18 protein-coding genes are annotated in these 23,002 nt (G+C 73.3%); 10 read left to right on the forward strand and 8 right to left on the reverse strand.

The annotated features are described in order from the left end of the window. Positions 1–116 precede the first annotated feature (116 nt). Both ACLF5H_RS01950 and ACLF5H_RS01955 read left to right on the forward strand, forming a co-directional pair. Positions 117–1,898 (forward strand): ABC transporter transmembrane domain-containing protein, encoded by a 1,782-nt coding sequence (locus tag ACLF5H_RS01950; protein WP_421674336.1) that lies wholly within the window; start codon positions 117–119, stop codon positions 1,896–1,898. After that, positions 1,895–3,670, forward strand: coding sequence for an ABC transporter ATP-binding protein (locus ACLF5H_RS01955; RefSeq protein ID WP_421674337.1), 1,776 nt, complete (start codon positions 1,895–1,897; stop codon positions 3,668–3,670). Before ACLF5H_RS01950 ends, ACLF5H_RS01955 begins: the two co-directional genes overlap by 4 nt. A 9-nt stretch (positions 3,671–3,679) precedes the next feature. Here ACLF5H_RS01955 and ACLF5H_RS01960 read toward each other — a convergent pair whose 3' ends face one another. Beyond that, positions 3,680–4,315, reverse strand: a complete 636-nt coding sequence (locus tag ACLF5H_RS01960) for a VanZ family protein (protein WP_421674338.1) — start codon at positions 4,313–4,315, stop codon at positions 3,680–3,682. Positions 4,316–4,354: 39 nt separating this feature from the next. Continuing rightward, positions 4,355–5,014 carry a DUF4230 domain-containing protein gene (locus tag ACLF5H_RS01965; RefSeq protein WP_421674339.1) on the reverse strand — a complete coding sequence of 220 codons (660 nt, stop codon included), beginning with the start codon at positions 5,012–5,014 and terminating at the stop codon, positions 4,355–4,357. 168 nt (positions 5,015–5,182) lie between these two features. On the opposite strand from ACLF5H_RS01965, the gene ACLF5H_RS01970 reads away from it, so the two are divergent. Beyond that, the gene (locus ACLF5H_RS01970; RefSeq protein ID WP_421674340.1) at positions 5,183–5,962 is read left to right on the forward strand and encodes a DsbA family protein; all 780 of its coding nucleotides are present in this window, start codon (positions 5,183–5,185) and stop codon (positions 5,960–5,962) included. 67 nt (positions 5,963–6,029) lie between these two features. Here the strand turns inward: ACLF5H_RS01970 and ACLF5H_RS01975 are convergent, their stop codons facing one another. Continuing rightward, on the reverse strand, positions 6,030–8,135 hold the full coding sequence (locus tag ACLF5H_RS01975) for a DUF4157 domain-containing protein (protein ID WP_421674341.1): 2,106 nt from the start codon (positions 8,133–8,135) through the stop codon (positions 6,030–6,032). 271 nt (positions 8,136–8,406) lie between these two features. On the opposite strand from ACLF5H_RS01975, the gene ACLF5H_RS01980 reads away from it, so the two are divergent. From ACLF5H_RS01980 to ACLF5H_RS01990, 3 genes are all read left to right on the forward strand, one after another. Next, the gene (locus ACLF5H_RS01980; RefSeq protein WP_421674342.1) at positions 8,407–9,615 is read left to right on the forward strand and encodes a carboxylate-amine ligase; all 1,209 of its coding nucleotides are present in this window, start codon (positions 8,407–8,409) and stop codon (positions 9,613–9,615) included. Positions 9,616–9,865: 250 nt separating this feature from the next. Further along, positions 9,866–11,647: an N-acetylglutaminylglutamine amidotransferase gene (locus tag ACLF5H_RS01985; RefSeq protein WP_421674343.1), complete on the forward strand. Its 1,782-nt coding sequence runs from the start codon at positions 9,866–9,868 to the stop codon at positions 11,645–11,647. Continuing rightward, positions 11,623–13,983: a S9 family peptidase gene (locus ACLF5H_RS01990; protein WP_421674344.1), complete on the forward strand. Its 2,361-nt coding sequence runs from the start codon at positions 11,623–11,625 to the stop codon at positions 13,981–13,983. The genes ACLF5H_RS01985 and ACLF5H_RS01990 overlap by 25 nt, the downstream gene beginning before the upstream one ends. Before the next feature lie 33 nt (positions 13,984–14,016). Here ACLF5H_RS01990 and ACLF5H_RS01995 read toward each other — a convergent pair whose 3' ends face one another. From ACLF5H_RS01995 to ACLF5H_RS02015, 5 genes are all read right to left on the reverse strand, one after another. After that, positions 14,017–14,832: a restriction endonuclease gene (locus tag ACLF5H_RS01995; protein ID WP_421674345.1), complete on the reverse strand. Its 816-nt coding sequence runs from the start codon at positions 14,830–14,832 to the stop codon at positions 14,017–14,019. 84 nt (positions 14,833–14,916) lie between these two features. Further along, positions 14,917–15,162, reverse strand: coding sequence for a DUF5133 domain-containing protein (locus ACLF5H_RS02000; RefSeq protein ID WP_421674346.1), 246 nt, complete (start codon positions 15,160–15,162; stop codon positions 14,917–14,919). A gap of 107 nt (positions 15,163–15,269) precedes the next feature. After that, positions 15,270–15,482, reverse strand: coding sequence for a helix-turn-helix domain-containing protein (locus tag ACLF5H_RS02005; protein WP_421674347.1), 213 nt, complete (start codon positions 15,480–15,482; stop codon positions 15,270–15,272). A gap of 93 nt (positions 15,483–15,575) precedes the next feature. Then, positions 15,576–15,866 (reverse strand): hypothetical protein, encoded by a 291-nt coding sequence (locus ACLF5H_RS02010; protein ID WP_421674348.1) that lies wholly within the window; start codon positions 15,864–15,866, stop codon positions 15,576–15,578. A gap of 144 nt (positions 15,867–16,010) precedes the next feature. Further along, on the reverse strand, positions 16,011–16,820 hold the full coding sequence (locus ACLF5H_RS02015) for a 3-hydroxybutyrate dehydrogenase (RefSeq protein WP_421674349.1): 810 nt from the start codon (positions 16,818–16,820) through the stop codon (positions 16,011–16,013). Between the two features lie 358 nt (positions 16,821–17,178). Here ACLF5H_RS02015 and ACLF5H_RS02020 point away from each other — a divergent pair, with 358 nt between their 5' ends. From ACLF5H_RS02020 to ACLF5H_RS02035, 4 genes are all read left to right on the forward strand, one after another. After that, positions 17,179–18,648 (forward strand): PHB depolymerase family esterase, encoded by a 1,470-nt coding sequence (locus ACLF5H_RS02020; protein ID WP_421674350.1) that lies wholly within the window; start codon positions 17,179–17,181, stop codon positions 18,646–18,648. A 253-nt stretch (positions 18,649–18,901) separates the two neighbouring features. Further along, the gene (locus ACLF5H_RS02025; protein ID WP_421674351.1) at positions 18,902–19,885 is read left to right on the forward strand and encodes an ABC transporter permease; all 984 of its coding nucleotides are present in this window, start codon (positions 18,902–18,904) and stop codon (positions 19,883–19,885) included. Between the two features lies 1 nt (position 19,886). Further along, positions 19,887–20,822 carry an ABC transporter permease gene (locus ACLF5H_RS02030; protein ID WP_421674352.1) on the forward strand — a complete coding sequence of 312 codons (936 nt, stop codon included), beginning with the start codon at positions 19,887–19,889 and terminating at the stop codon, positions 20,820–20,822. Continuing rightward, complete coding sequence (locus ACLF5H_RS02035; protein WP_421674353.1) at positions 20,819–22,903, forward strand: dipeptide ABC transporter ATP-binding protein; 2,085 nt, start codon at positions 20,819–20,821, stop codon at positions 22,901–22,903. Before ACLF5H_RS02030 ends, ACLF5H_RS02035 begins: the two co-directional genes overlap by 4 nt. The last annotated feature ends 99 nt before the right edge of the window (positions 22,904–23,002 follow it).

Genomic DNA, 23,002 nt, shown 5'->3' on the forward strand with positions numbered 1-23,002 from the left:
CCGGCGTTCCGCTCCTGCTCATATGTGCCCCTGCCCGCTGTCCATGGCCGATGCACGACATACGGTGGCGCCCTGCTGCGTTTACGACAAAAGTAAGGTGACCCTAACGTGGCCGGGTGACCGTTCCCGCCGCCGCCCCTCCCCGCCGCCCCGCCGCCCCGGCTCCCCGTTCCGCCGCCGCACCGGCCCCGGCCGCCTCGCCCGGTGCCCTGCTGTGGTGGTCCCTGGGCAACCGCCGACGGGACCTGCTGCTGGCGTCGGCGCTCTTCAGCACCCACCAACTGGGCGAGGCGCTGGTGCCGGTGCTCGTCGGCGCCACGGTCGGCGAGGCCGTCCGGTCCGCCACGCCCGCCTCGACCCTGCGCTGGCTCGGCCTGCTGGCGCTGGACTTCCTGCTGCTGTCCCTGTCGTACCGCTTCGGCGCGCGGGCTTCGGCGCGCGCCCGGCAGCACACCGAGCACCGGATGCGCATGGTCCTCGCGGAACGCGTGCTGCGCCCGGCCGGTGGGGTACGGCTGGTGCCGGGCGACCTGCTCAGCCGCGCGTCCGGCGACGCCGAGCGGGTGGGCTCCTTCGCCGGTGCCCTCGCGGGCACGGTCGCCGCGGTGGTCGTCCTGCTCGGCTCCACGGTGCTCCTGCTGCGCATCTCCCCCGGACTCGGCGCGCTCGTCGTGGCGGGCACCGCCGGGGTGCTGCTCGCGCAGAACCGCCTCTCCCACGTCCTGCGCCGCACCAGCGGCACCGAGCAGGACCGGCAGGCGCGGGCCACCGCCCTGGCGGAGGAACTCGTGCGAGGACTGCGGGTGCTCAAGGGCATCGGCGCCGAGCGCGCGGTCGCCGCCGACTACGCCCGGGGCAGCCGGGAAGCCGTACGCGCCGCGCGGCGCGCGGTGTCCGCCGAGGGCGCGCTGGTCTCGGTGGGCGTCCTGCTCACCGGGCTCTGTCTGACCGCCGTCGCCGCGGTCGGCGGCGGGCTCGCCCTGGAGGGCCGGATCGGCCTCGGCCGGCTGATCGCGGTGCTCGGCCTCGCCCAGTTCGTGAACGGCCCGATGCGGGTCGTCGGCGCCGCCCACGCACGCTACGTCCGCGCCCTCGCCTCGGCCGCGCGCGTCCAGGAGGTGCTCGGCACGCCACCGGCCGTACCGGAACCCGCGGCGGCCCGGCCCCCGCTGCCGCACGGGAGGCCGGCGGACCCCGAAGCGGACCGCCGTACCCCGGCCCCGCCGGACACCGGACCCGGGGCGTCCTCGGGCAAGGCGCCCGGCACCCTCGGCTTCCGCGGCGTACCGCTGCCGGGCGGGAGCCGGGCCGAGTGGACCGTGCCCGCCGGTGAGATGACCGGCCTCGTGTGCGCCGACCCCGCCGACGCCGACGCCGTCGCCCTGCTGCTGGCCCGCGAGGAGGACCCCGCGAGCGGGCGGATCCTGCTGGACGGCACCGATCTGACGGCGCTCCGGCTCGCCGCGCTCAGAGCGACCGTGCTGGTCAGCCACCACGAACCGGTACTGCTGCCCGGCACCGTCGCCGACAACCTGGCCGCCCTCACCGAGGACACCACCGCCGTGGCCGAGGCCGCCCGGGCCTCCTTCGCCGACGAGGTCGTACGCGCCCTGCCGCACGGCGCGCACACGACGGTCGGCGACCGCGGCGAGACCCTCTCCGGCGGCCAGCGCCAGCGCATCGCCCTGGGGCGCGCCCTCGCCGCCCGGCCGCCCGTGCTGGTCCTGCACGACCCCACCACCGCCGTCGACGCGGCCACGGAGGACGCCGTCGCCGACCGGGTCCGGCGGGTGCGGGAGCGCCGCACCACCCTGGTCATCACGACCAGCCCGGCCTGGCTCGCGCGCTGCGACCGGGTCATCCAAGTGCCCTCGACGGAACGGGTGGTGACGCCATGACGGCCCCGGTGACCGCGACGACGCTGCTCCCCGTCGCCACCGCCCGGCAGACCCGCGCCAGGCTGCGCGCCGCCCTGCGCGGCCGACGGCCCGCGCTGTGGGCGGCCCTCGCCGCGCTCGTCCTCGACAGCGCCCTGACCCTGGCGGGCCCGGTGGCGATCGGCCGGATCACCCAGGCCGTCGCCGACCATCGCGGCCCGGGCGCGCTGGTCGGGCCCGTCCTGATCCTGACCGCCGCCGCCGTGATCGGCGCGCTCACCGCATGGGCCGCCACCGTACTGCTCGCGCGGGTCGTGCTGACGGTGACGGGCCGGCTGCGCGAGGACGCCGTCACCGCGGCGCTCGCCCTGCCCGTGGACGCCGTGGAGGCGGGCGGCACCGGCGACCTGGTCGCCCGGGTCTCCGGCGACACGGAACGGATCGCGGACGCCGCCTCCGGGGCCCTCGGTGACTTCGCCGCGGCGGCGCTCGCAATTCTCGCCGCGCTCGCCGGACTGGCCGCCCTGGACTGGCGGTTCGCCGTCGCCGGGCTCCTCGCGGTGCCCCTCCAGGCGCACACCCTGCGCTGGTATCTGCGCACCTCCCAGCCGCTCTACGCGGCCGGCCGCACCGCCGAGGGCCGCCGCGCCTCGGCACTGCTCGGCGCGTTCACCGCCCTGCCCACCCTGCGCGCCCTGCGTCTTGGACCGGGCCGGTACGCCCGCGTGGAGGCGGCCTCCGAGGCGGCGATGGCGTACGAGTTCCGGGCGACCCGCGCGGCCACCCGCTTCTACGGCCGTCTCAACATCGCCGAGTTCACCGGTCTGAGCGCGGTCCTCCTCGTGGCCTGGGCCCTGGTCCGCACCGGGCGCGCCGATGTGGGGGCCGCGACCACGGCGGCCCTCTTCTTCGTCGGGCTGTTCGACCCGGTCAACACCCTGCTCGGCACCTTCGACACCGTGCAGCAGGCGATCGCCGCGCTCGCCCGGGTCGTCGGCGTCGGCCTCGGCGCGCCGGTGTCCGAACGGCACCCCGATCCTTCGCCTGGCCGCCCTGCGGAGGGGATCGCCGTGCGCGGTGTCCGCCACCGGTACGGGGACGGCCCCGATGTCCTGCACGGCATCGACCTCGACATCCGCCCCGGGCAGCGGCTGGCCGTCGTCGGCGCGACCGGCTCGGGCAAGTCCACCCTGGCGACCCTGATCGCCGGGATGCGCGCGCCGTACGCGGGCGGCGTCACGCTCGACGGCGTCCCCACCGCCGACCTCGCCCGCCCGGGCGAGCCGGGGAAGCGCGGGATCGTCCTGGTCACCCAGGAGCACCACCTCTTCCCCGGGACGGTGGCCGACAACCTCCGCCTCGCGTGCCGTAAGGCGTCGGACGAGCGGATCGCGGCCGCGCTCGCCGTCGTGGACGCGGCCGACTGGATCGCCGCCCTGCCGGACGGGCTCGACACCGCCGTCGGCCGGGGCGGTATCCCACTGACTGCCCGTCAGGTGCAGCAACTCGCCCTCGCCCGCGTGCTGTTGCTCGATCCGGAGGCGGTCGTGCTGGACGAGGCGACGGCCGAGGCCGGCAGCGACATGGCCCAGTCCCTCGACCGGGCCGCCCTGGCGGTGACCGAGGGCCGGACCGCGGTCGTGGTGGCGCACCGGCTCTCCCAGGCGGAGAGCGCCGATGTCGTGGTGGTGATGGAGCACGGCCGGGTGGTCGAACGGGGACGGCCCGGCGAACTGCGGGCCAAGGGCGGCGCCTACGCCCGGCTGTGGGCGTCCTGGACGTACGGCAGATGACCGGTCCGGTCAGACGCCCTCGCGGCGATCGTGCACCCGCCCCAGCTTGCGGCCCACCAGGAGGTAACCGAGCAGCGCGCCGGACGTGTTGAGGATGACGTCGTCCACGTCGAAGGCCCGCCCGGTGACCAGGGCACCCTGGGCCATCTCCACCAGCAGCATCACGGTCGCGGTCAGCAACAGCACCCGCCAGATGCCCCGGGCGCCCGGCGCGAGCACCGGCACCAGTATCCCGAACGGCACGCCCAGCAGGATGTTGCCGCCGATCTGCTTGACGGTGTCCCGCAGATCGGGCTGGTCCAGATAGGCCCGGATGGAGCGGCCCGGACGCAGATTGCTGTGCACCAGGGAGACCGAGGCGGGGGACGGCTCCAGGGTGATCTTGGCCAGGACGACGGCGAAGGCCACCATGAGGACGAAGGCGCACACCATCGCCAGCAGCCGGACCGGCAGGGGCAGAACGTGCCGACGGCGTACGGGCTTTGCCGCCTCGGCGCGCTCCGCCTCGGCGGCCTCACGCGTGCGGTCCGCCTTCGCGCGCCGGAGGGCGCCGCGGCCCCATCGCGCCCGCGCCTTCGCGAGGGGACTTCTCCGGGGCGCGCGGCCGGGCGAGGCCGTGCGTGTGAACAGAGCGGTGCGGGCCATCGGTCCTCCAGTCGTCAACGACCCTGAAACGAAAGGCGGTCACCCGTAGGAGACGTGTACGTCCTTGAAGCCGAGGGAGTGCAGCAGGCCCTCCAGCATGTCCGTGGTGTTGGTCTCGGCCCGCGCGGTCAGTCCGCTGCCCTTGGCCGCCTCGCCGATGTGGGACACGGCGAGCTTCTGCACGGCGTGCTCGCTGTCGGGGTTGTCCGAGAACAGGTCGCCCAGGCGGTCGAGCAGCCCGCGCTGCTTGGAGACGGCGTAGGAGTGGTCGGCGTCCAGGGCCGGCTTCCCCAGTCGCGCGTGCGGGAGCCGCAAGGTGGCCGAGGTGCGGTCCTTGTTCACCGTCACGTCCTTGTCGCCGACCTTACCGAGGTCCACGTACGCCTCCACGGTGCCGGCGCCGACGTACAGCGTGCGGGTGCCGCGGATCGCGTCCGGCAGGTACTTGGCGTCCTTCTCCAGGTCGACGACCACCTGGAAGTTGCCCGAGGCCGCGTCGTAACGGCTCATGTCGTCGATGGACTTGAGGAGAGCGGGACCCGAGCGGTCGTGCGTCTGGGTGCCGAGCAGATCCTTGATGCCCGGGAGCACGGCCAGTCTGATCCCGGCGAACAGCACCGCGAGCACCAGCACGAAGGCGGCCACCACCTTCGCCCAGCCGGGCATCCGTCGGGGCGGGCGCTTGAGGTCGGTCGACATCCGGCACCCCTCCTTCCTGGTGTCCGGATGCCCCCCGAAGCCCGTAACAGACACCGGAGTTGGCACAGGGGGCCACTCCGGCCCCGGGCGGAGGGACCCCGGCCGCGGCGACCGGCAGCCGATGGCTTACTCTCCCCTTTTCCAGAATCACAGGGGGGCATGACGCGGATGAGGCGTGCGCACAGACGGCTGACGGCGGCCGTGGTGACCGGTCTGCTCGGTGCGGCCGTGGTGAGTTGCGGGCCCGGACACCAGGGGGCCGCGGACGGTGGCGGGCCGCGGCAGGGGAGTGGTGTCGGGGGTCGTTCGACGAGCCGGACCGAGGCCGAGTACCCGGGGCTGGCCGACGTGCCCGAGAAGGTGGAGCCGGACGGCTCGACCGTTCTGGTGGGCGACCCCCGGGCAAGGATGACCGTGCGCCTCTACGAAGACCCGCGATGCCCGGTCTGCGAGGAGTTCGAGACCTCGGGCGGGGGCCCGGTCCTGACCAAGTGGGTGCTGCGGCACAAGGCCAAGGTCGAGTACACGATGGCGTCGTTCCTGGATCCGCGGCTGGGCGGAGACGGGTCGAAGAAGGCGGTCAACGCGCTGCGCGCGGCACTGGAGAGGGGGAAGTTCGCCGAGTACCACGCCGTCCTCTACCGGAACCAGCCCGCCGAGGAGGTGGACGGGTTCACCGACGCGCGCCTGCTGCAACTGGCGGGCAAGGTCAAGGGGTTGCGGAGCCCCTCCTTCGACGCCGCGGTGCGGTCCATGAAGTACCGGGGCTTCGTGAACTCCGCCGAGAGCGCCTACGCCGCCGCCGGCCGCGGCGCCGGGCACGCCGGGCCGGGCACACCGACGGCCGTGGTGAACGGGTATCAGATCCCCGTCGAGTCCAACGGGATGCTGTTCGACCCGGAGGTCTTCGACACATTCCTGACACGGGCGGACGGCCCGTCCGCGTAAGCCGCGAAAGCGCCCGGCGGCCGGTCCGTTCACCGGCCGCCGGGCGCCTCGTGGGACGTCCCCGAGGTCACAGGTCCGTCGCCTTCTTGGCCGCCGTCTTACCGGGGTTGGTGAGCACCAGTCCCATGCGGTCGATCTGCACCAGCGGCTTGTTCCCCACATGGTCCTTCGAGGTCAGGAGGGCGAACGCCGCGTCGAACTGCTCCTCCGTGAGCTGGAGCCGGCCGACCGCGTCGGACTTCTCGCCCGGGATCCGGAACTTGGGCGCGGCCTTGAGGGCCGCCATCACGGCCCGTGCGACCGGGTCGGTCTTCCACGCGGGAACCGCCGCCTCCTCCATCGCCTGGGCGGGCTGCGCGTCCGCCGCCGACGGCCCGTTGACCGGACCGGGGAGCGCGGGCGGATCGAGTTTCAGCTCCTCGGCCTTCTTCCAGTACCGCGCCGACTCCTCCTCGTGGTTCTTGCGGAACCTGTCGAGCGTGTCGGCGATCAGCTGGGAGTAGTCCTGGCCCGTCGCCGGGTTGCGCGGCGCCTTGTAGGGGTCGTAGGCGACACCGAAGTTGGCGGCCATGTCCATCACGAAGTGATAGCGGTGGATGTCCGTGAGATCGCGCCGGTAGTCCGTGTACCACAGGGCCAGCAGCGAATAGGCGATGGCCTCCTTGACCGCCGGGTCCGCACCGGTCGTGTCGGCCAGCTTCATCAGCTTGCCCGTCGTCCGCGAGGGCCCCAGCGACACCGGGTAGCCGAGCCGACCGGCGGTCCGCACCTGGTCGTTGAGCTGGTTCGGCGTCGCCATGGCCCCCCGGAACGTGTTGGCGACGGGCGTCCGCTCCAGATCGTCGACGCTCCCGCCCGCCCCGTCGCCCAGCGCCCAGGAGGGCGAGTTCCGCGGACCCGCGAGCTTCGCCGCGTCCTTGAGCACGTATCCCTTGAACTGCTCCTCGGAGACCGTGACATGCTGTTTGAGTTCCTTGATGTCGTAGAGGATCTCGGCGATGTCATGGATGGCACTGATGAGCGTGGCGAAGCCCTGCGCCTCGGGGTTGCCGAGGATCCCGTCCAGCGTCTTCTCGCCGAACTCGATGTACGGCAGGTAGAGCCGCCGCACCGGCGCCAGTTCCGCCACGGTCTTCGAGAGCATGTCGCCCAGTTTCGTCACCTGGGTCCGCTGCTCCCCGAGCCAGGGCCGCAGGGCGTTCGCGACGTACCCGGCCAGCACGCCCTTGATCTGCGCGTCGACGGCCACGTCATCGGAGATCGCCTTCTCCACGTCGGCGACCGGCAGGGCGTTGACCCGGTCGAGGACGGCGGAGGCCGCCTCGTCCATCGTCGCGTACGAGCGGGCGAGCGCGTCCCGCGGGCCGCGCTCGCCCTTCGCGGTGGCCTGGGGGGTGGACTGCTTCGGGGCGGTGATCCACTCGTCGAGCACCTTCATGATCGCCGGCTTGTTCCCCGTGTCCTCCCAGGCGCTGATCAGCTCCGGGTCCGTGAGCTCCGCCCGTATCGCCGCGTACGCGGGCTCCGCCGCCTTCGCCTCGCCCTTCTGCCCGAGGACCAGCAGCCGCTGGACGGCGGGCCGCCCGGCCGGCGTCACCCCGGAGGCGTCCGCCGGTCCGTGCGCCGCCGCGCCGCCCGGTGATCCGCGCAGCACCCGGTGCGCGGTCGCCTCCGCCTCCCGCTCGAAGCGGTCCGACGGATCGGACACCCGCAGCCCGTCGCCCGTCTCGGTGCCCGCGACCGGCCCTCGGCGCTGCTGGATGACATGGGTCAGCTCGTGCGCGAGGGTGTGGCGGTCCCCGCCGCCGTCGCCGATGACGATGTGGTTGCCCGAGGTGTAGGCACGCGCCCCGATGGCCGCCGCGGACGCCCGGGCCCGGGCGTCACTGTGCACACGGACGTCGGAGAAGTCCGCGCCCAGCCGCGCCTCCATGTCCGTCCGCACGCCCTCGTCCAGCGGCCGGCCCCCGGCGCGCAGGACGTCGTGGACGGCGGACCTCTGCACCTCGGCCCCACCGGCCCGGCGGAGCATCTGCACGACCGCCGCGTTGCCGACCGCGGCCTGGAGCCCGAGCAGCCCGCCCGGCCGGGTGTCCGGGGCGGAGTCCGCTCTGCGGGAAGAGGTACGGTCCCTGCCGATCCCGGTGGCTTTGGCGTCCTCGTGATCGCGCAAGGGGTCTCTCCTCCAAGATGTGTTGATCAACTTCTTTCTGGATACGTGTTCGGGAGCGTCGGCGCCAGGTACGAACGGGCAGGATGAGCGGCCCCTGCGGGCAACACGGCGGGGCCTCGGACCACCGGGTGGTCCGCCCCGCCGCCGGGGCGGACGCTTAGCAATGGGCCTCGTGGGAAGTCGGGGGGCACAACTCGCCTCCGGGGGACTGATGGGGCGGGGCGGTTTCCGGGCGCGGTTGCCGGCGTTCGGCCGTCACCTAGGAGAGCGCGTGACCGTTCGTATCGGAGTGGAAGAGGAATTCCACATCGTCGAGGTGGAGACGGGCCGGCTCGCCCCCCGGGCCGATGCCGTGCTGAAGGGTCTCCCCGGGCACGCCTTCACGACCGAGTTGCAGCAGGCGGCCGTGGAGACGAACAGTGGTGTGCATGAGACTCTCGCCGACCTGTACGACGATGTGACCAGCGCCAGACGCCGGCTCGACGCCGCGGCGAGCGCACACGGACTGGCCGTCGTGGCCGCCGGTACCGTGCCGCTGGCCCGCGCCGACGACACCCGCCCCACCCCCGGGCGCCGATATCGCCGTATGGTCGACGACTACCGCATGGTCGCCGACGAGCAGCTGATCTGCGGGACCCATGTCCATGTCGACGTCCCCGACCGGGACCTGGCCGTGCGCGTCATGTGCGAGGTGTCCCCGTGGCTGCACGCGCTGCTGGCCCTCTCCGCCAGTTCCCCCTTCTGGGCGAACGCCGACACCGGGTACGCCAGCTGGCGGACCATGGTCTGGCAGCGCTGGCCCACCGCGGGCCCGCCCGGCTGCTTCGCCGACGCCGCCGAGTACGACGCGGTGGTGCAGGGCCTGGTCCGCTCCGGCGTGATCAGCGACGTGGGGATGATCTACTACGACATCCGGCCCTCCGCCCACCAGCAGACCCTTGAACTGCGCATCTGCGACGCCTGTCCCCGCGCGGAGACGGTCGTACTGATCGCCGGGCTCTTCCGCGCCCTGGTGACCGACGCCCGCGCGCGACTGGCCGCGGCGCGGCCGCCCGGCTGCCCGGGCCGCCACGAATGGCTGCGCGCCGGACGGCAGGTGACAGGGCGTCCGACGGTGCCAGGAAGCGGTGGCGGTTCCGGCGCCGCCGCCTGGCGGGCCGCGCGGTCGGGCCTGGAGGGTGCCCTGATCGACCCCGGCACCCGGCGCGAGGCACCCGCGGCCCAGGTCGTCCGGGGGCTGCTGGGGCGGGTACGCCCGGCGCTGGAGGCCGCCGGGGACTGGCCCACCGTCCGGGGCCTGGCCGAACGCGCGCTCGCGGACGGCAGCGCCGCCCACCGCATCCGCCGTACGGCCCACCACGACGACCTGCTGGCCTGCACGGATCTGGCGATCGCGGAGACCCGGGGCGAGGAGCGCCCGCGCCCACGGCGCCCCGCCCCCGCCCGCCGGGTCGCCTCCCCGGGGCAGGCCGCCGCCTAGCCGCAGCGGTCCGGGCCGCACCGCACCCGAGCGCGGAGAGAGGACGGAAGAGGGCACACGCAGAACGTCGGTACCACCCGGACACCCCCTCGTCGCGAAGGAGAGACATCCCCGTGTCGACCAGCCCCGGCCACATGCCGGTGCGCGGCCTCCCGCGCACCTCACCGCCGCACTCGCCGTACCCGTCGTACGCGTCGTACGCGTCGCGCCCCCCGCGCGACCCCTCCGCGCACCGGGGAGGTGGTCGCGGATGTGCGGCCTGAGCGGGGAGATGCGCTTCGACGGCACCCGGCCCGATCTGGCGGTCGTGCAGCGGATGAGCGACCGGCTCGCCCCCCGGGGCCCCGACGGGCAGGGGGTCTGGACGCGGGACGCCGTGGCCCTGGGGCACCGCCGTCTGAAGATCATCGACCTCTCCGAGCGCGGGGCCCAGCCGCTGACCGACACCACGGGAGAGGTCACCGGCGTCTTCAACGGGTGCATCTACAACTACCGGGAGCTGCGGGCGGAGCTGGTCGCCCTCGGCCACCGGTTCCGGTCCACCTCCGACACCGAGGTCGTCCTCACGGCGTACCGGCAGTGGGGCACCGCCTGTGTCGACCACTTCCACGGCATGTTCGCGATCGCCCTGGTCGAACACCGGAGCGGCCGTCTGATCCTGATCCGCGACCGGCTCGGCATCAAGCCCCTCTACCTGGCGCGGACCGCCGGGCGGCTGCGCTTCGCCTCCTCGCTGCCCGCGCTGCTCGCGGCCGGCGACGTCGACACCTCGCTGGACCCGGCCGCCCTGCACCAGTACCTCAGCTGGCACGCGACCGTGGCCGCGCCGCGCACCGTGCTGGCGGGGGTGCGCAAGCTCCCCCCGGCCACCGTGCGGGTCGTGGAGCCGGACGGCACCCACCGGGACCACCGCTACTGGCAGCCGTCGTACACCCGCCGCCCCGAGCACCTCGGCATGAACGCCGCCGAGTGGCGGGACGCGGTGCTGGACGCGCTGCGCACCGCCGTGCAGCGGCGCATGGTCGCGGACGTCCCGGTCGGTGTCCTGCTGTCCGGGGGACTGGACTCCAGCCTGATCGTGGCCCTGCTGGCGGACGAGGGGCAGCGGGACCTGGCGACGTTCAGCGTGGGCTTCGAGGCGGAGGCCGGTGACGCGGGGGACGAGTTCTGGTACTCCGACCTGGTGGCCCGGGAGTTCGCCACCGACCACCATCAGCTGCTGGTCCCCTCGCGGCGCGTGTCGACGGCCCTGGACCGGGCGGTCGCGGCGATGAGCGAGCCCATGATGAGCCACGACGTGGTCGCCTTCCATCTGCTGTCCGAGCAGGTCTCGCGAAGCGTCAAGGTCGTCCAGAGCGGGCAGGGCGCCGACGAGGTCTTCGCCGGTTACCACTGGTACCCCCGGCTGGCCGACGCGGCCCGCGAGGAGGAGCCGCAGCGGTACGCCGAGACCTACTTCGACCGGCCGCACCAGGACCTCGCCGCCATCCTGCGCCCGGAGATGCTGCCCGAGGACGACGTGTCCGGCCGGTTCGTACGGGAGCACATGGCGGCGCCCGGGGCCGAGACGGCACTCGACGCCGCCCTGCGCCTGGACACCCACGTCATGCTGGCGGACGACCCGGTCAAGCGGGTCGACAACATGACCATGGACTGGGGCCTGGAGGCCCGGGTGCCGTTCCTCGATCACGAGTTGGTCGAACTGGCGGCCGCATGCCCGCCGGAGCTGAAGCTGGCCGACGGCGGCAAGGGCGTCCTGAAGGAGGCCGGCCGCAAACTCCTGCCGCCCGAGGTGGTCGACCGCCCCAAGGGCTACTTCCCCGTCCCGGCGATCACCCATATGGCCGGACCCGTGCTGGAAAAGGTGCGCGACGCGCTCAGCGCCCCCGAGGCGAAACGGCGCGGCGTCTTCCAGGACTCCTACGTCAGCGCGCTCCTCGCCGCCCCCGACCGACACCGCACCAAGCGCGGAGCGAACGCGCTGTGGCAAGTGGCTTTGCTGGAGATATGGCTTCAAACGCACGGAATCTGACCGCAGCGGACACGACCGCACGGGATCCGGCCGCGGCGTCCGTCGCGGAGCGCCCGCCCGACGCCGGCACGGCCGGTGCCGGACGGCCCGCCGCCGCGCGCCCGGCGGGCTCCGACGGCCTGACCGCCGCCTTCGCCGCGCCCGCCCGCATCCCGCTGCCGGACGCCTCCGGGCCCCGCGACGCGCCGACGCGGCTGATCGCGCACGGCTGCTGGTACCCCTCGGCCGACCCGTCCGGCACCCGGCTCGCCTTCATCTGCGACCGGGGCGGCGTACCGCAGCTGTGGACGGGCCCCGCCGACGGGGAGCCCGTACGACTGCTCGACGACGGTCCGGACCCGGTACGGGAGGTGTCCTGGTCGCCCGACGGCCGCTGGATCGCCTACACCACGGCGCCCGGCGGCGGTGAGCACACCCGGGTGCTGTGCGTCCGCCCCGACGGCGGCGACCGGCAGATCCTGGCCGGCGCCGAACCGGGCAGCTCCGCCCATCTGGGCTGCTGGGCGCACGACGGATCGGCGGTCACGGTCACCGTCGCGGTCCCCACCGGGCCGCCCGCCCCGCCGTCCCCGTCCGGTGCGGACACCACTTCCGGCGACGGCCCGTCCGGCCCCGGCACCGGCCGTGGCCTGGGCCTCGACCTCGGCCTCCTCGACGGTCGTCTGCCCGAGCACTGGCGGGGTCGCGCGGGCGAGACGGAACTGCTCGGCCCGGCCCCCCACACGGACCGCGGCCCGGCCCTGGCGTCGCCCGCCGGCACACTGGAGACGACGCCGATCGGCGCCCCGGGCGGGACCCTCCCGGCCACCGGCTTCGGCGACGGGCTGTCGGCGTATCTGGTCGACCCCGACGGAGCCGCCGCCCCCGTCCTGATCGCCGCCGTGCGGGACGCGGCGACGCTGCGCGTGTGCGACCTCAGCCGCGACGGGGCGCTCGCCCTGCTGCGCCGGGGACCGCGCGGCCGCCGCGAGGCGGTCGTGCTGCGCACCGCGGACCATGTGACGACCTGTGTGATGCCGGTGGCCGACGGGGACCCCTGGATCGGCAGCTTCTCCCCCCGAGCGGACGTCCTCCGGCTGCGCAGCAACGCCCACCGGGAGTTCGCGGTCCTGCTCACCGCCGAACTCGGCCCGGACGGAAGCCCGCTCGGCTGGTCGACCGTCGCCGCGCGCGAGGGCAGCGACCTGGAACTGCTGCGGTACACCCGGGACGGCGCCACCGCCGTGCTCGCCTGGAACGTCCGGGGCATGAGCGACGTGGAGATCCTGGACACGGAGACGGACACGGGCACGGAGGGGGAGAGGGAGACGGAGGGGGAGAGGGAGATGGGGACGGGGGCGGACGCCCGGCCGGACGGGGGGAGCGGTGCCGCGTCCCGGCACATCTCCCTGCCCCACGAGGTCGTCACCCGCGTCACGGAGGCCAACTCCCGTCTTGTGCTGGCCCTTTCGGGATCCCGCCGCCGCCCCGGCATCTGGTGGCTGCCCGACGGCGCCACCCCGGTCCGCACCCCCTGGTCCTCCCGGGACGAGGACGCCGTGCCGCCCGGCCGCCCGCCCGTACGACCGGTCCCGCTGCGCCCCACCGCCCGCGACGGGCTGCCGTTGAACGGCTGGTACTACCGCGCACCGGGGCGCGCGCCCGGCGAACCGGCGCCCTGCGTCATCCATCTGCACGGCGGCCCCGAGGACCAGGAACGCCCCGTCCTCAACCCGCTCTACCACGAGATCCTCGGGCGGGGACTGGACATCTTCGCGCCCGATGTACGCGGATCCTCCGGCTACGGCCGGTCGTTCGTCGACGCCGACCTCGGCAGGGGCCGGTTCGCCGCCCTCGACGACGTGGCGGACTGCACCGCCCACGCCGTACTGGCCGGTCCGGCCGACCCGTCCCGGCTCGCGGTGATGGGCCGTTCGTACGGCGGCTACCTCACCTTCGCCTCCCTGGTCTGGCACCCGGACCTCTTCCGCACCGGCGTCGCGGTGTGCGGCATGTCGGACCTGGCGACGTTCTTCGAGGGCACCGAGCCCTGGCTCGCCCAGTCGGCGGCCCACAAGTACGGCCACCCCGAACGCGACCGCGAACTGCTGCGGGAGCTGTCGCCGATGACCCGTATCGACGCGCTGCGGGCACCGGTGTTCGCGGTGCACGGGGAGCACGACACCAATGTGCCGCCGGGGGAGTCGGAGCAGTTCGTACGGGCGGCACGCGAGCGCGGGGTGCCCGCCGAACTCCTCACCCTGCGCGAGGAAGGACACGACTTCCTCCGCGCCGACAATCGCCGGCTCTTCCGCCGCGCCGCCGCCGACTGGCTGCAACGGCACCTGAACGGCTGAGGAGTTGGCGGCCGGCCGGCTACGACTCCCCTTCTACCGGCGCGGATCCCAGGGGCTCGGGCCCGTTCCCTCGCGCCATGCCTCCAGTTCCTGTCCGTCCACGCAGACGATGCCGCACTGCCGCGCGTAGTCGAGCGCGGGCGTGGTGAACTCGCTGGTGGTGACGACCGCCGCGACGTCGGCCTCGTGGATGGTGAAACAGGTGCCGCCGAAGCGCTGCATGTCCTGCGAGCCCACCTTGTTCGTCTCGCCGTACTGCTTGCACTGGATGACCACCCGCAGGCCCTCCGCCGTGACCGCGACGACGTCCGCCCCCAGATCACCGGCGCCGCCCACCACCTCCACCTCGCCGCAGCCCTCCCGGACGCACAGTTCGGCGATGGCCTCCTCGAAACCGTCGGGGTCCAACTCGGCATAGGCGTCAGGGGAGTCGAGGAGAAGCGTGGGCTCCTCACCGTCCCCGCCGGGCACGGCGGTCGTGGTCGGCAGCACGTCCGTGGGGAGACATTCCCCGGCGTCCGGTACGGCGGTCTCGTGCGCCGTCGTGAGATCGAGACTGCCGGACGCCGCCTCGGCCCCCTCCTCCAGCGCGCGGGCGGCTCGCCTCGCGTACCTCCCGGCGGACAGCCTCCCGCGACCCGGCCGCCAGAGCAGGACCCCGGCGACCGCGAGCACGGCCAGGACGGCGGCCCACAGCGGACGACGCTCGACGACACCCGCCGCCAGACGCACCACCAGCGCCAGCAGGCACAGGACGACCGCGAGCAGGACGAAGAACCAGGTGGTCGTCCGCAGATCGAACCGCCGGTCTCGGCCCACACGCCGCAGAGGGCGCACCGGTATCGTCATCTGGCTCTCTTTCGGGCAGGGAACGGAGATCGAAGACATACGGATGCCCGAGAGTGCCGACCGCGCTACGGCTCCCGGGCTTGGTCAAGCGGCCAGTGCCCGGGTCCCCTTGGCGGCCGTGCGGCGGTTCGCCCGGAGCCGGTCCAGGAGCGTGTCGGCCGCGGCGAGCGCCTCGTCCACCGTCCGGGTGCCGGTCATCGCGCGGAGCGCGGCGGAGGTGTCCTCCAGCTCACGGCTCGAACGGCCGGTGGGCTGGAGATCATGACGGAAGCGGGCCTCCGCGAACCGGGCGAGCAGCGCGCGCACTTCCTTCTCGGCGGGCAGCGACACGGCGAGGTCCTCCCTGACCTGACGGTGGATGGGGAAGCTTCTTCCCCCGGCCTCCCGTCTGCCCCCGCCGGGTCACCACATGCCCCCTCCGGTTGAATTTCCGCACGTCATCGCGCCGACCGGCCGGCCGCCGTCCGCACATCACCGCCCCGGGCGCGCAGCCGCACGCCCGCCTCGCCGAGCAGACGGTGCACGAAGCCGTACGACCGGCCGTGCGCCTCGGCGATGGCGCGGATCGACCGCCCCTGCCGGTACTCCCCGGCGAAGGCGTCGGCCAGCTCCTCGCGCGCGCCGCCCGTGATCCACTGTCCCTTGTTCACGATGATCTCCTTCTCGTCATGTCGAGACGTGATCACCGATTGCCCCCGCCGCCGCGGCCCATGCACCCGAGCCGCAGGGCGCCAACGGGTATGTCAGTCGGTGGGGTTGAGTTCCGTGTACACCAACTCCACCAGTTCCTCGGCCTCATGGGTGCGGGGATCGCCGGAGACGCGGTAGTAGCCGCCCAGGGTGGCGATCACGTCCGACTGCGAGTCGTCGTACTCGTGGCCGCGGTCGCCCTGTTCCCCGGCGGTCCCGGAGCCGGTCGTCCGCCACCACCACACCCGGCTCCTGATCTCGTCCTTCGACAGGCCCCCTTCCAGGGTGATGTCCCGGCCCTGGACCTTCCCCGTGATCCTCGCTGAGTTCGCGTCGCTGGCCATCCGCCATGGCTCCTTTCGCCGAAGGGGGACGCGCGCGGTGCCGCGTCCCGATCTCGGCTGCGGATACCCCAAGACGTCCGCTTTCCACGGTTCCGGCAGGTCAATGGCTTGAACTGGTGAAGGGGGCACAGGCGTTGACGGACGTCAGTGCGCGGTCCAGCCGCCGTCCAGGGGGATCGAGGCGCCGGTCAGATGGGCGCTGCGTTCCGCGCACAGCCACAGGGCCGCCTCGGCGACCTCCACCGGCTCGATCAGCCGCTTGATCGCGGTGCGGGCCAGGAACACCTGGTCCAGCACCTCTGCCGCCGGGATGCCGTGGGCGCGGGCCTGGTCGGCGATCTGTCGCTCCACCAGGGGCGTGCGGACGTACCCGGGGTTGAGGCAGTTGCTGGTCACCCCGTGCGCGGCGCCCTCCAGGGCGACCACCTTGCTCAGCCCCTCCAGTGCGTGCTTCGCCGTGACGTACGCCGACTTGTACGCGCTGGCCCGCAGCCCGTGCACCGAGGAGATGTTCACCACCCGGCCCCACGCCCCCGCGTACATATGGGGCAGGGTGCGGCGCAGGATGCGGAACGGCGCCTCCACCATGACCCGTTGGATCAGCGTGAAGCGGTCCGGGGGGAACTCGTGGAGCGGCGCGATGTGTTGCAGGCCCGCGTTGTTGACCACGATGTCCGCGTCGCTGGGCAACGCGTCGACTTCCTCGGCCTCGGAGAGGTCGGCCACCACGGCGATGCCGCCGATCGCCCCGGCCACCTCCTCGGCCGCCTCGGCTACCCGGTCCACCACATAGACCTCGGCACCGGCCGCGGCGAAGCCCTCCGCGCAGGCCCGGCCGATCCCGCTGGCCGCCCCGGTGACCAGAGCCTTGCGGCCGGCGAGGAACCGGGTCGAGACCGGTCCGGCCGCGGCGGCACCGGGCCCGGGATGCTGGGGCGTCTTGGCACTGTCCATGGTCGAACACCGTAGGGAGGAACCCCTGGCGGAGACACATGGATCACCGACACATTTCCGCACCTCGGGATGGGCGCCACCACCATGCGCCGACGACCCGACGGCACCGGGGACAGCCCCACCTGCCCCACCGGCCCAGCGCGGTCCGGCCCGCCGTATGCCACAGCGCCCCGGCCCGCACCATGGCCGCGCGAGCCACGCCGGGCGCCGCCGCCCTGGCCGCCACGCACATGGCGCGCCCGGACCGGCGGTCGTACGTTCCGCTTCCAGCAGTCCGGTACGACGACTTCCAGCAGCCCGGTACGACGCCGCGCCCGGCGCCGCCGCGCCCCCCACCCTCACTCATCGGAGTCGCACCATGCCCCACACCCCCTGGCGCGGATTCCTCCGGCGCACCGCACAGGCCGCCGTGCCGGTCCTGCTCGCCGCGGGCCTGACCGCCCTCACCCCCCTCGCCGCCGACGCGGCGGCCACCGGCACCCTCCAGCAGGTCACCGGCTTCGGCTCGAACCCCGGCAACCTGGCGATGTACGCGTACGCGCCGTCCGACCTGCCCACCGGCGCGCCCCTGGTCGTGGCGCTGCACGGGTGCGGCCAGTCGGCGAGCGACTACCACACGCACTCCGGCTGGCAGAAGTTCGCCGACCAATGGGGTTTCGCCGTGGTCTACCCGCAGACCAGCACGGCCAACAACAGCCTGTCCTGCTTCAGTTGGTTCGACTCGGCCAAGGACGCGCGGGGCAAGGGCGAGGCGGCCTCGATCGTCCAGATGGCCGACACCGCGGCGGCGCGGTACGGCTCGGACCGCGCCCGTGTCTTCGTCACCGGCCTGTCCGCGGGCGGCGGCATGACCGCGGATCTGCTCGCCGACTACCCGGACGTGTTCGCGGGCGGCTCCGTGGACTCCGGCCCGCCCGCGCAGTGCGCCACCACCCTGACCGGGGCCTCGGGCTGCCAGTACGGGAGCCAGAACCTCACCCCTGAGCAGTGGGGCGACAAGGTCCGCGATTCCGCTCCGGGTCACTCGGGGCCGTGGCCGCGGGTCGCCGTCTGGCAGGGGACCGCCGACACCACCGTCGTCCCGGTCAACGGCACCGAGCTGCGCGACCAGTGGACCGATGTCTGGGGCATCGGCCAGACCGCCTCCAGTACCCGGAGCCTGCCCGGGGGTACCACCGAGAGCCTCTACGACGACGGCACCGGCAGACCCGCGGTCGCCCTGTTCTCCGTCTCCGGCATGACACACGGCCTCGCCGTGGACCCCGGCTCCGGCGCCGACCAGTGCGGCAGCACCGGGGCGTACTACCTCGCCACCATCTGCTCCAGCTACTACACCGCCAAGTTCTGGGGATTGGACGGCGGCGCCGGGCAAGGGGGCGGCACCGGTTCACTGCCCGCGCCGACCGGGCTCACGGTGACCGGCACCACCGACACCGGCGCCTCGCTGTCCTGGAACGCCGTCAGCGGCGCCGCCTCGTACGCCGTCTACCGCGAGGGCACGAAGACCGGCACCACGACCGGCAGCACGTACACCGACACCGGTCTGACCGCCGCCACCGCCTACCACTACACCGTCGCCGCCGTCGACTCCTCCGGCGCCGCCGGTGCGCCCTCTGCCTCGGTCACCGCCACCACGACCGGATCCGCGCCCAAGTGCTACACCGACAACAACTACAACCAGGTACAGGCCGGACGCGCCCACCAGAGCGGCGGCTACACCTACGCCAACGGCTCGAACCAGAACATGGGCCTCTACAACGTCGCCATCACCCACACCCTGAAGGAGACCCCTACGGGCTACTTCGTCATCGCCGACTCCGGCTGCTGAACCGGGCCCCGGCCGACCCGAGCCGTACCCGCCGAATTGTTTCGCGCCGCCTGCCGTGTGCAACGGCAACATGTCGACCTCATGGCACCAACGGGCAAAGCCTGGTGCCACGGTGACGCCCGGGACCAAGCTGACGTGTGCATATCCATGCAGCCCTTCCGTACCCCGAGAAAGCGTCACCGCGCATGCATTCGCCCTGTCTCCCCGGTGCTCCAGCAGCACGCGTCCCGTGTGTGGCGAGGAGGTGCCGCGCATGGTGCGCTATGTGATGCGCAAGGCGGCTGGCTGGCTCCTGATGATCGTGGTGGCGACCAACGCCACCTATTTCCTGGCCAGTTGGTTCCTGGATCCGCGCTCCAACTTCAAGGAGCTGCGGCCCGTGCGCAGCGAGGCACAGATCGACCGGGCCCTCGCGCCGTACGACCTTGACCCCCGGGTGCCGTTGGTGCACCGCTGGTGGGACTGGCTGACCTCGGTGCTCCTGCACTTCGACTGGGGAAAGTCCCCCACCGGCGTCTCCGTCAACGGAGAGGTGGGCTACCGGGCCCTGGTCAGCGCGGAGTTGGTGGTCGTCGCGACCGTGCTGTCCGTGGTGGTCGGCGTCGCGCTCGGCGTCTACACCGCCGCGCGCCAGTACGGCTGGGCCGACCGGGTCTCCCAGGCGGTGTCCATCGTGGTGTTCAACGTCCCCACGTCCGTCGCCGCCCTCGCCGTGGTCTTCGTCGCCATCTGGCTGAACCAGCACGCCGGACTGCACTTCCTCTATGTCGCGGGCGAGAACTCCCCGGGCGTCGACGGGCTGTTCCCCACGATCCTCGACCGCCTCCTGCATCTGATCCTGCCGACCCTGACACTCACCCTGATGGGATATGTCGGCTACCACCTGACCCAGCGTTCGCTGCTGCTCGACACGCTCAACTCCGACTTCGTGCGCACCGCCCAGGCCACCGGGCTCACCCGCGCCCAGGCCATCCGCAGGCACGCCCTGAGGGCCGCGCTCATCCCGACGGCCGCCTCCGTGGCGTTCAGCGTCCCGGCCGTCTTCACCGGCGCCGTCATCACGGAGACGATCTTCGGCTGGAACGGCATGGGCCGCTACTTCATCCAGACCATCAGCAAGAACGACGTACACGGCGCGGTCGCCACGGCCGCCTTCGCCGCCGCGCTCACCGCGATCGGCGCGATCCTCGCGGACATCGCCACGGTGTTCCTCGACCCGAGGGTGCGGGTGAGCTGACATGACCATCGACGCACCCGCCCACCCGCCCGCGGAACTGAGCCCCGAACCGGCGGCCACCGCGCGGCAGCAGGCGAACCACGGCCTCGGCCGGCTCTATCTGCGGCGCTTCCTGCGCAACCGCCTCGCCGTCGCCGGAGTGGTCATCCTCGTCCTGCTGGTGCTGTTCGCGGCCTTCGGTGACCGGCTCACCACCTTCACCTACACCGACACCGACTTCACCGCGCTCACCCAGCCCCCGAGCGGCCTGCACTGGTTCGGCACCAACCAGGGCGGCAACGACATCTACGCCTGCGCCGTGCACGGGCTCCAGCGCTCCCTGACGATCGCCGTGAGCGTGTCCGCGCTGACCATCGTCCTCGCCGCGATCATCGGCTCCGGCGCCGCCTACTTCGGGGGCCGCGTGGAGCGGGTGACCCTCGCCGTCATCCACTTCCTCCTGATCGTCCCCTCGTTCCTCATCCTCGCCCTGGTCTCCCACCGGCTGGCCGGCGACTGGCGGGTCCTGATCGTCGTGCTCACCGTGTTCGGCTGGATGTCCACCGCGCGGGTGATCTGGTCCGTCTCGACCTCACTGCGCGAACGCGACTATGTGAAGGCGGCCGAGTTCATGGGGGTCGGCCCGCTGCGGATCATCCTCCGCCACATCATCCCCAACCTCGGCTCCCTGCTGATCGTCAATCTGACGCTCGGCGTCGTGGCCACCGTGCTCAGCGAGACCGCCCTCTCGTTCCTGGGATTCGGCGTCCAGACCCCGGACGTGTCGCTGGGCACGATGCTCGCGGACGGCGCGAGCACCATCACCAGCGCCCCCTGGCTCTTCGCCTTCCCCGCCGGACTGGTCGTGCTGCTCACCGTGTCGATGACGCTCATCGGCGACGGCCTGCGCGACGCCCTCGACCCCACGTCGGTGACCTCGGCGGGAGGCCGACGATGACCCTCGCGACCCCCCTGCCCGCCCCGGCCCCGGCCCTCGGCCCGGACCCCGTCCTGTCCGTGCGGGACCTGCGGATCTCCTTCCCCTCCGAGGCGGGCACCGTCGAGGCGGTGCGCGGGGTGAACTTCGACCTGCTGCCCGGCCGCACCCTGTGCATCGTCGGCGAGTCCGGCTCGGGCAAGTCCGCCACCGCGATGGGCGTCATGGGGCTGCTGCCGCCCACCGCCGACCTGCGCGGCCAGGTGCTGCTCGGGGGACAGGACCTGATCGGCCTCGACGACCGTGCCCTGTCCAAGGTCCGCGGCAACTCCATCGGCATGGTCTTCCAGGACCCCCTGTCCGCCCTCACCCCGATCTTCTCGGTGGGCAGGCTGCTCTCCGACGCCCTGCGGGTCCACCAGGACCTGACGAAACGGGCGGCCTGGGAACAGGCCGTACAACTGCTCGATCTCGTGGGCATCCCCGACCCGCGCGGCCGGGCCACCGCCTTCCCGCACGAGTTCTCCGGCGGCATGCGCCAGCGCGTGGTCATCGCCATGGCCATCGCCAACCGGCCGTCGGTGCTGGTGGCCGACGAACCCACCACCGCGCTCGACGTCACCGTGCAGGCCCAGATCCTCGACGTACTGCGGCTCGCGCAGCGGGAGACCGGCGCCGGACTCGTCCTGATCACCCACGACCTCGGGGTCGTCGCCGGTCACGCGGACGATGTCGCCGTCATGTACGCGGGCCAGTTCGTGGAACACGCGGGCGTCCAGGAACTCTTCCGCCGGCCGACGATGCCGTACACCGCCCGGCTGCTGGCCGCCGTACCGACCGTGGACGGCGGCGCCCGGCGCCCCCTGGTCCCGATCGGCGGCGAACCCCCCGCCCTGGTGGGCCTCCCGGACGGCTGCCCCTTCGCACCCCGGTGCGCCGTCGCCCTCGACGCGTGCCGCTCCGGCGAACCGGCGTTGAGCCATGTCACCGGGCACGGGGACGTGGCCTGCCTGCGCGCCGCCGAGATCGCCGACGGATCCCTTGACCCGGCGGGCGATACCGCGCCCGTCGACCCACCGGCGCCCGCCCGTCCCACCGGGACCGGCGAGGTGGTGCTGCGCGTCTCGGACCTCGTCAAGACGTTCCCGGTCACCAAGGGCGCCCTCCTCAAACGCCGGGTCGGCACGCTGCGCGCCGTCAACGGGGTCGGCTTCGAACTGCGCGCCGGTGAGACGCTCGGCCTGGTGGGCGAGTCCGGCAGCGGCAAGACCACCACGCTGATGGAGATACTGCGGCTCACCCGGCCCGAAGGCGGCCGGATCGAGATCTCCGGTACCGACGTCGGCACGATCACCTCCGGCGTGCGGGCCCGCGCGCTGCGGCAGGACGTGCAGATCGTCATGCAGGACCCGCTGGGCGCGCTGGACCCCCGGCTGCCCGTCTTCCACCTGCTGGCCGAGCCCCTGCGGGCGATCGGCCGCGACCGCGAGTCGATCCGCGCACGCGTCCGCGAACTGCTCGCCCTGGTGGGCCTGGACGACTCGGTGAGCGATCGCTTCCCGGCCGCGCTCTCCGGCGGCCAGCGCCAACGGGTCGGCATCGCCCGCGCGTTGGCGACCGAGCCCAGGCTGCTCGCGCTCGACGAACCCCTGTCCGCGCTGGACGTCTCGGTACAGGCCGGAGTCATCAACCTGCTGGCGCGGCTCAAGCGGGAACTCGGCCTCGCCTACCTGGTGGTCGCCCACGATCTGGCCGTGATCCGGTACATCTCCGATCGCATCGCCGTGATGTACCTCGGGCACATCGTGGAGACCGGGGACACCGAGGCGATCTTCAACGACCCGAAGCACCCCTACACCCGGGCGCTGCTGTCGGCGATCCCGATTCCCGACCCGGAGCGCGAACGCGCCCGCGAACGCGTCGTCCTGGAGGGCGAACAGCCCAGCGCCGCGCGGCTGCCCGAGGGGTGCGTCTTCGTCGACCGCTGCCCGCTGTACCGCCTCGCCGACGAGGAACTCCGACACCGCTGCCGCACCCAGCCTCCCGCGCCCACCGCAGCGCCCGGACTCCCCGGCCACCAGTACGCCTGCCACGGCGTCTGACCCCCGGCAGACCTCCTCCCCGGCCGCTCTTCACCGCACTCACCGCACTCACCTGCACTCTTCGGTCTTCCCGCTCTCCCGGCTCTTCCCGATTTCCGA

It is taken from the genome of Streptomyces sp. LaBMicrA B280 (assembly GCF_049222185.1).
Classification (GTDB): Bacteria; Actinomycetota; Actinomycetes; order Streptomycetales; family Streptomycetaceae; genus Streptomyces; species Streptomyces murinus.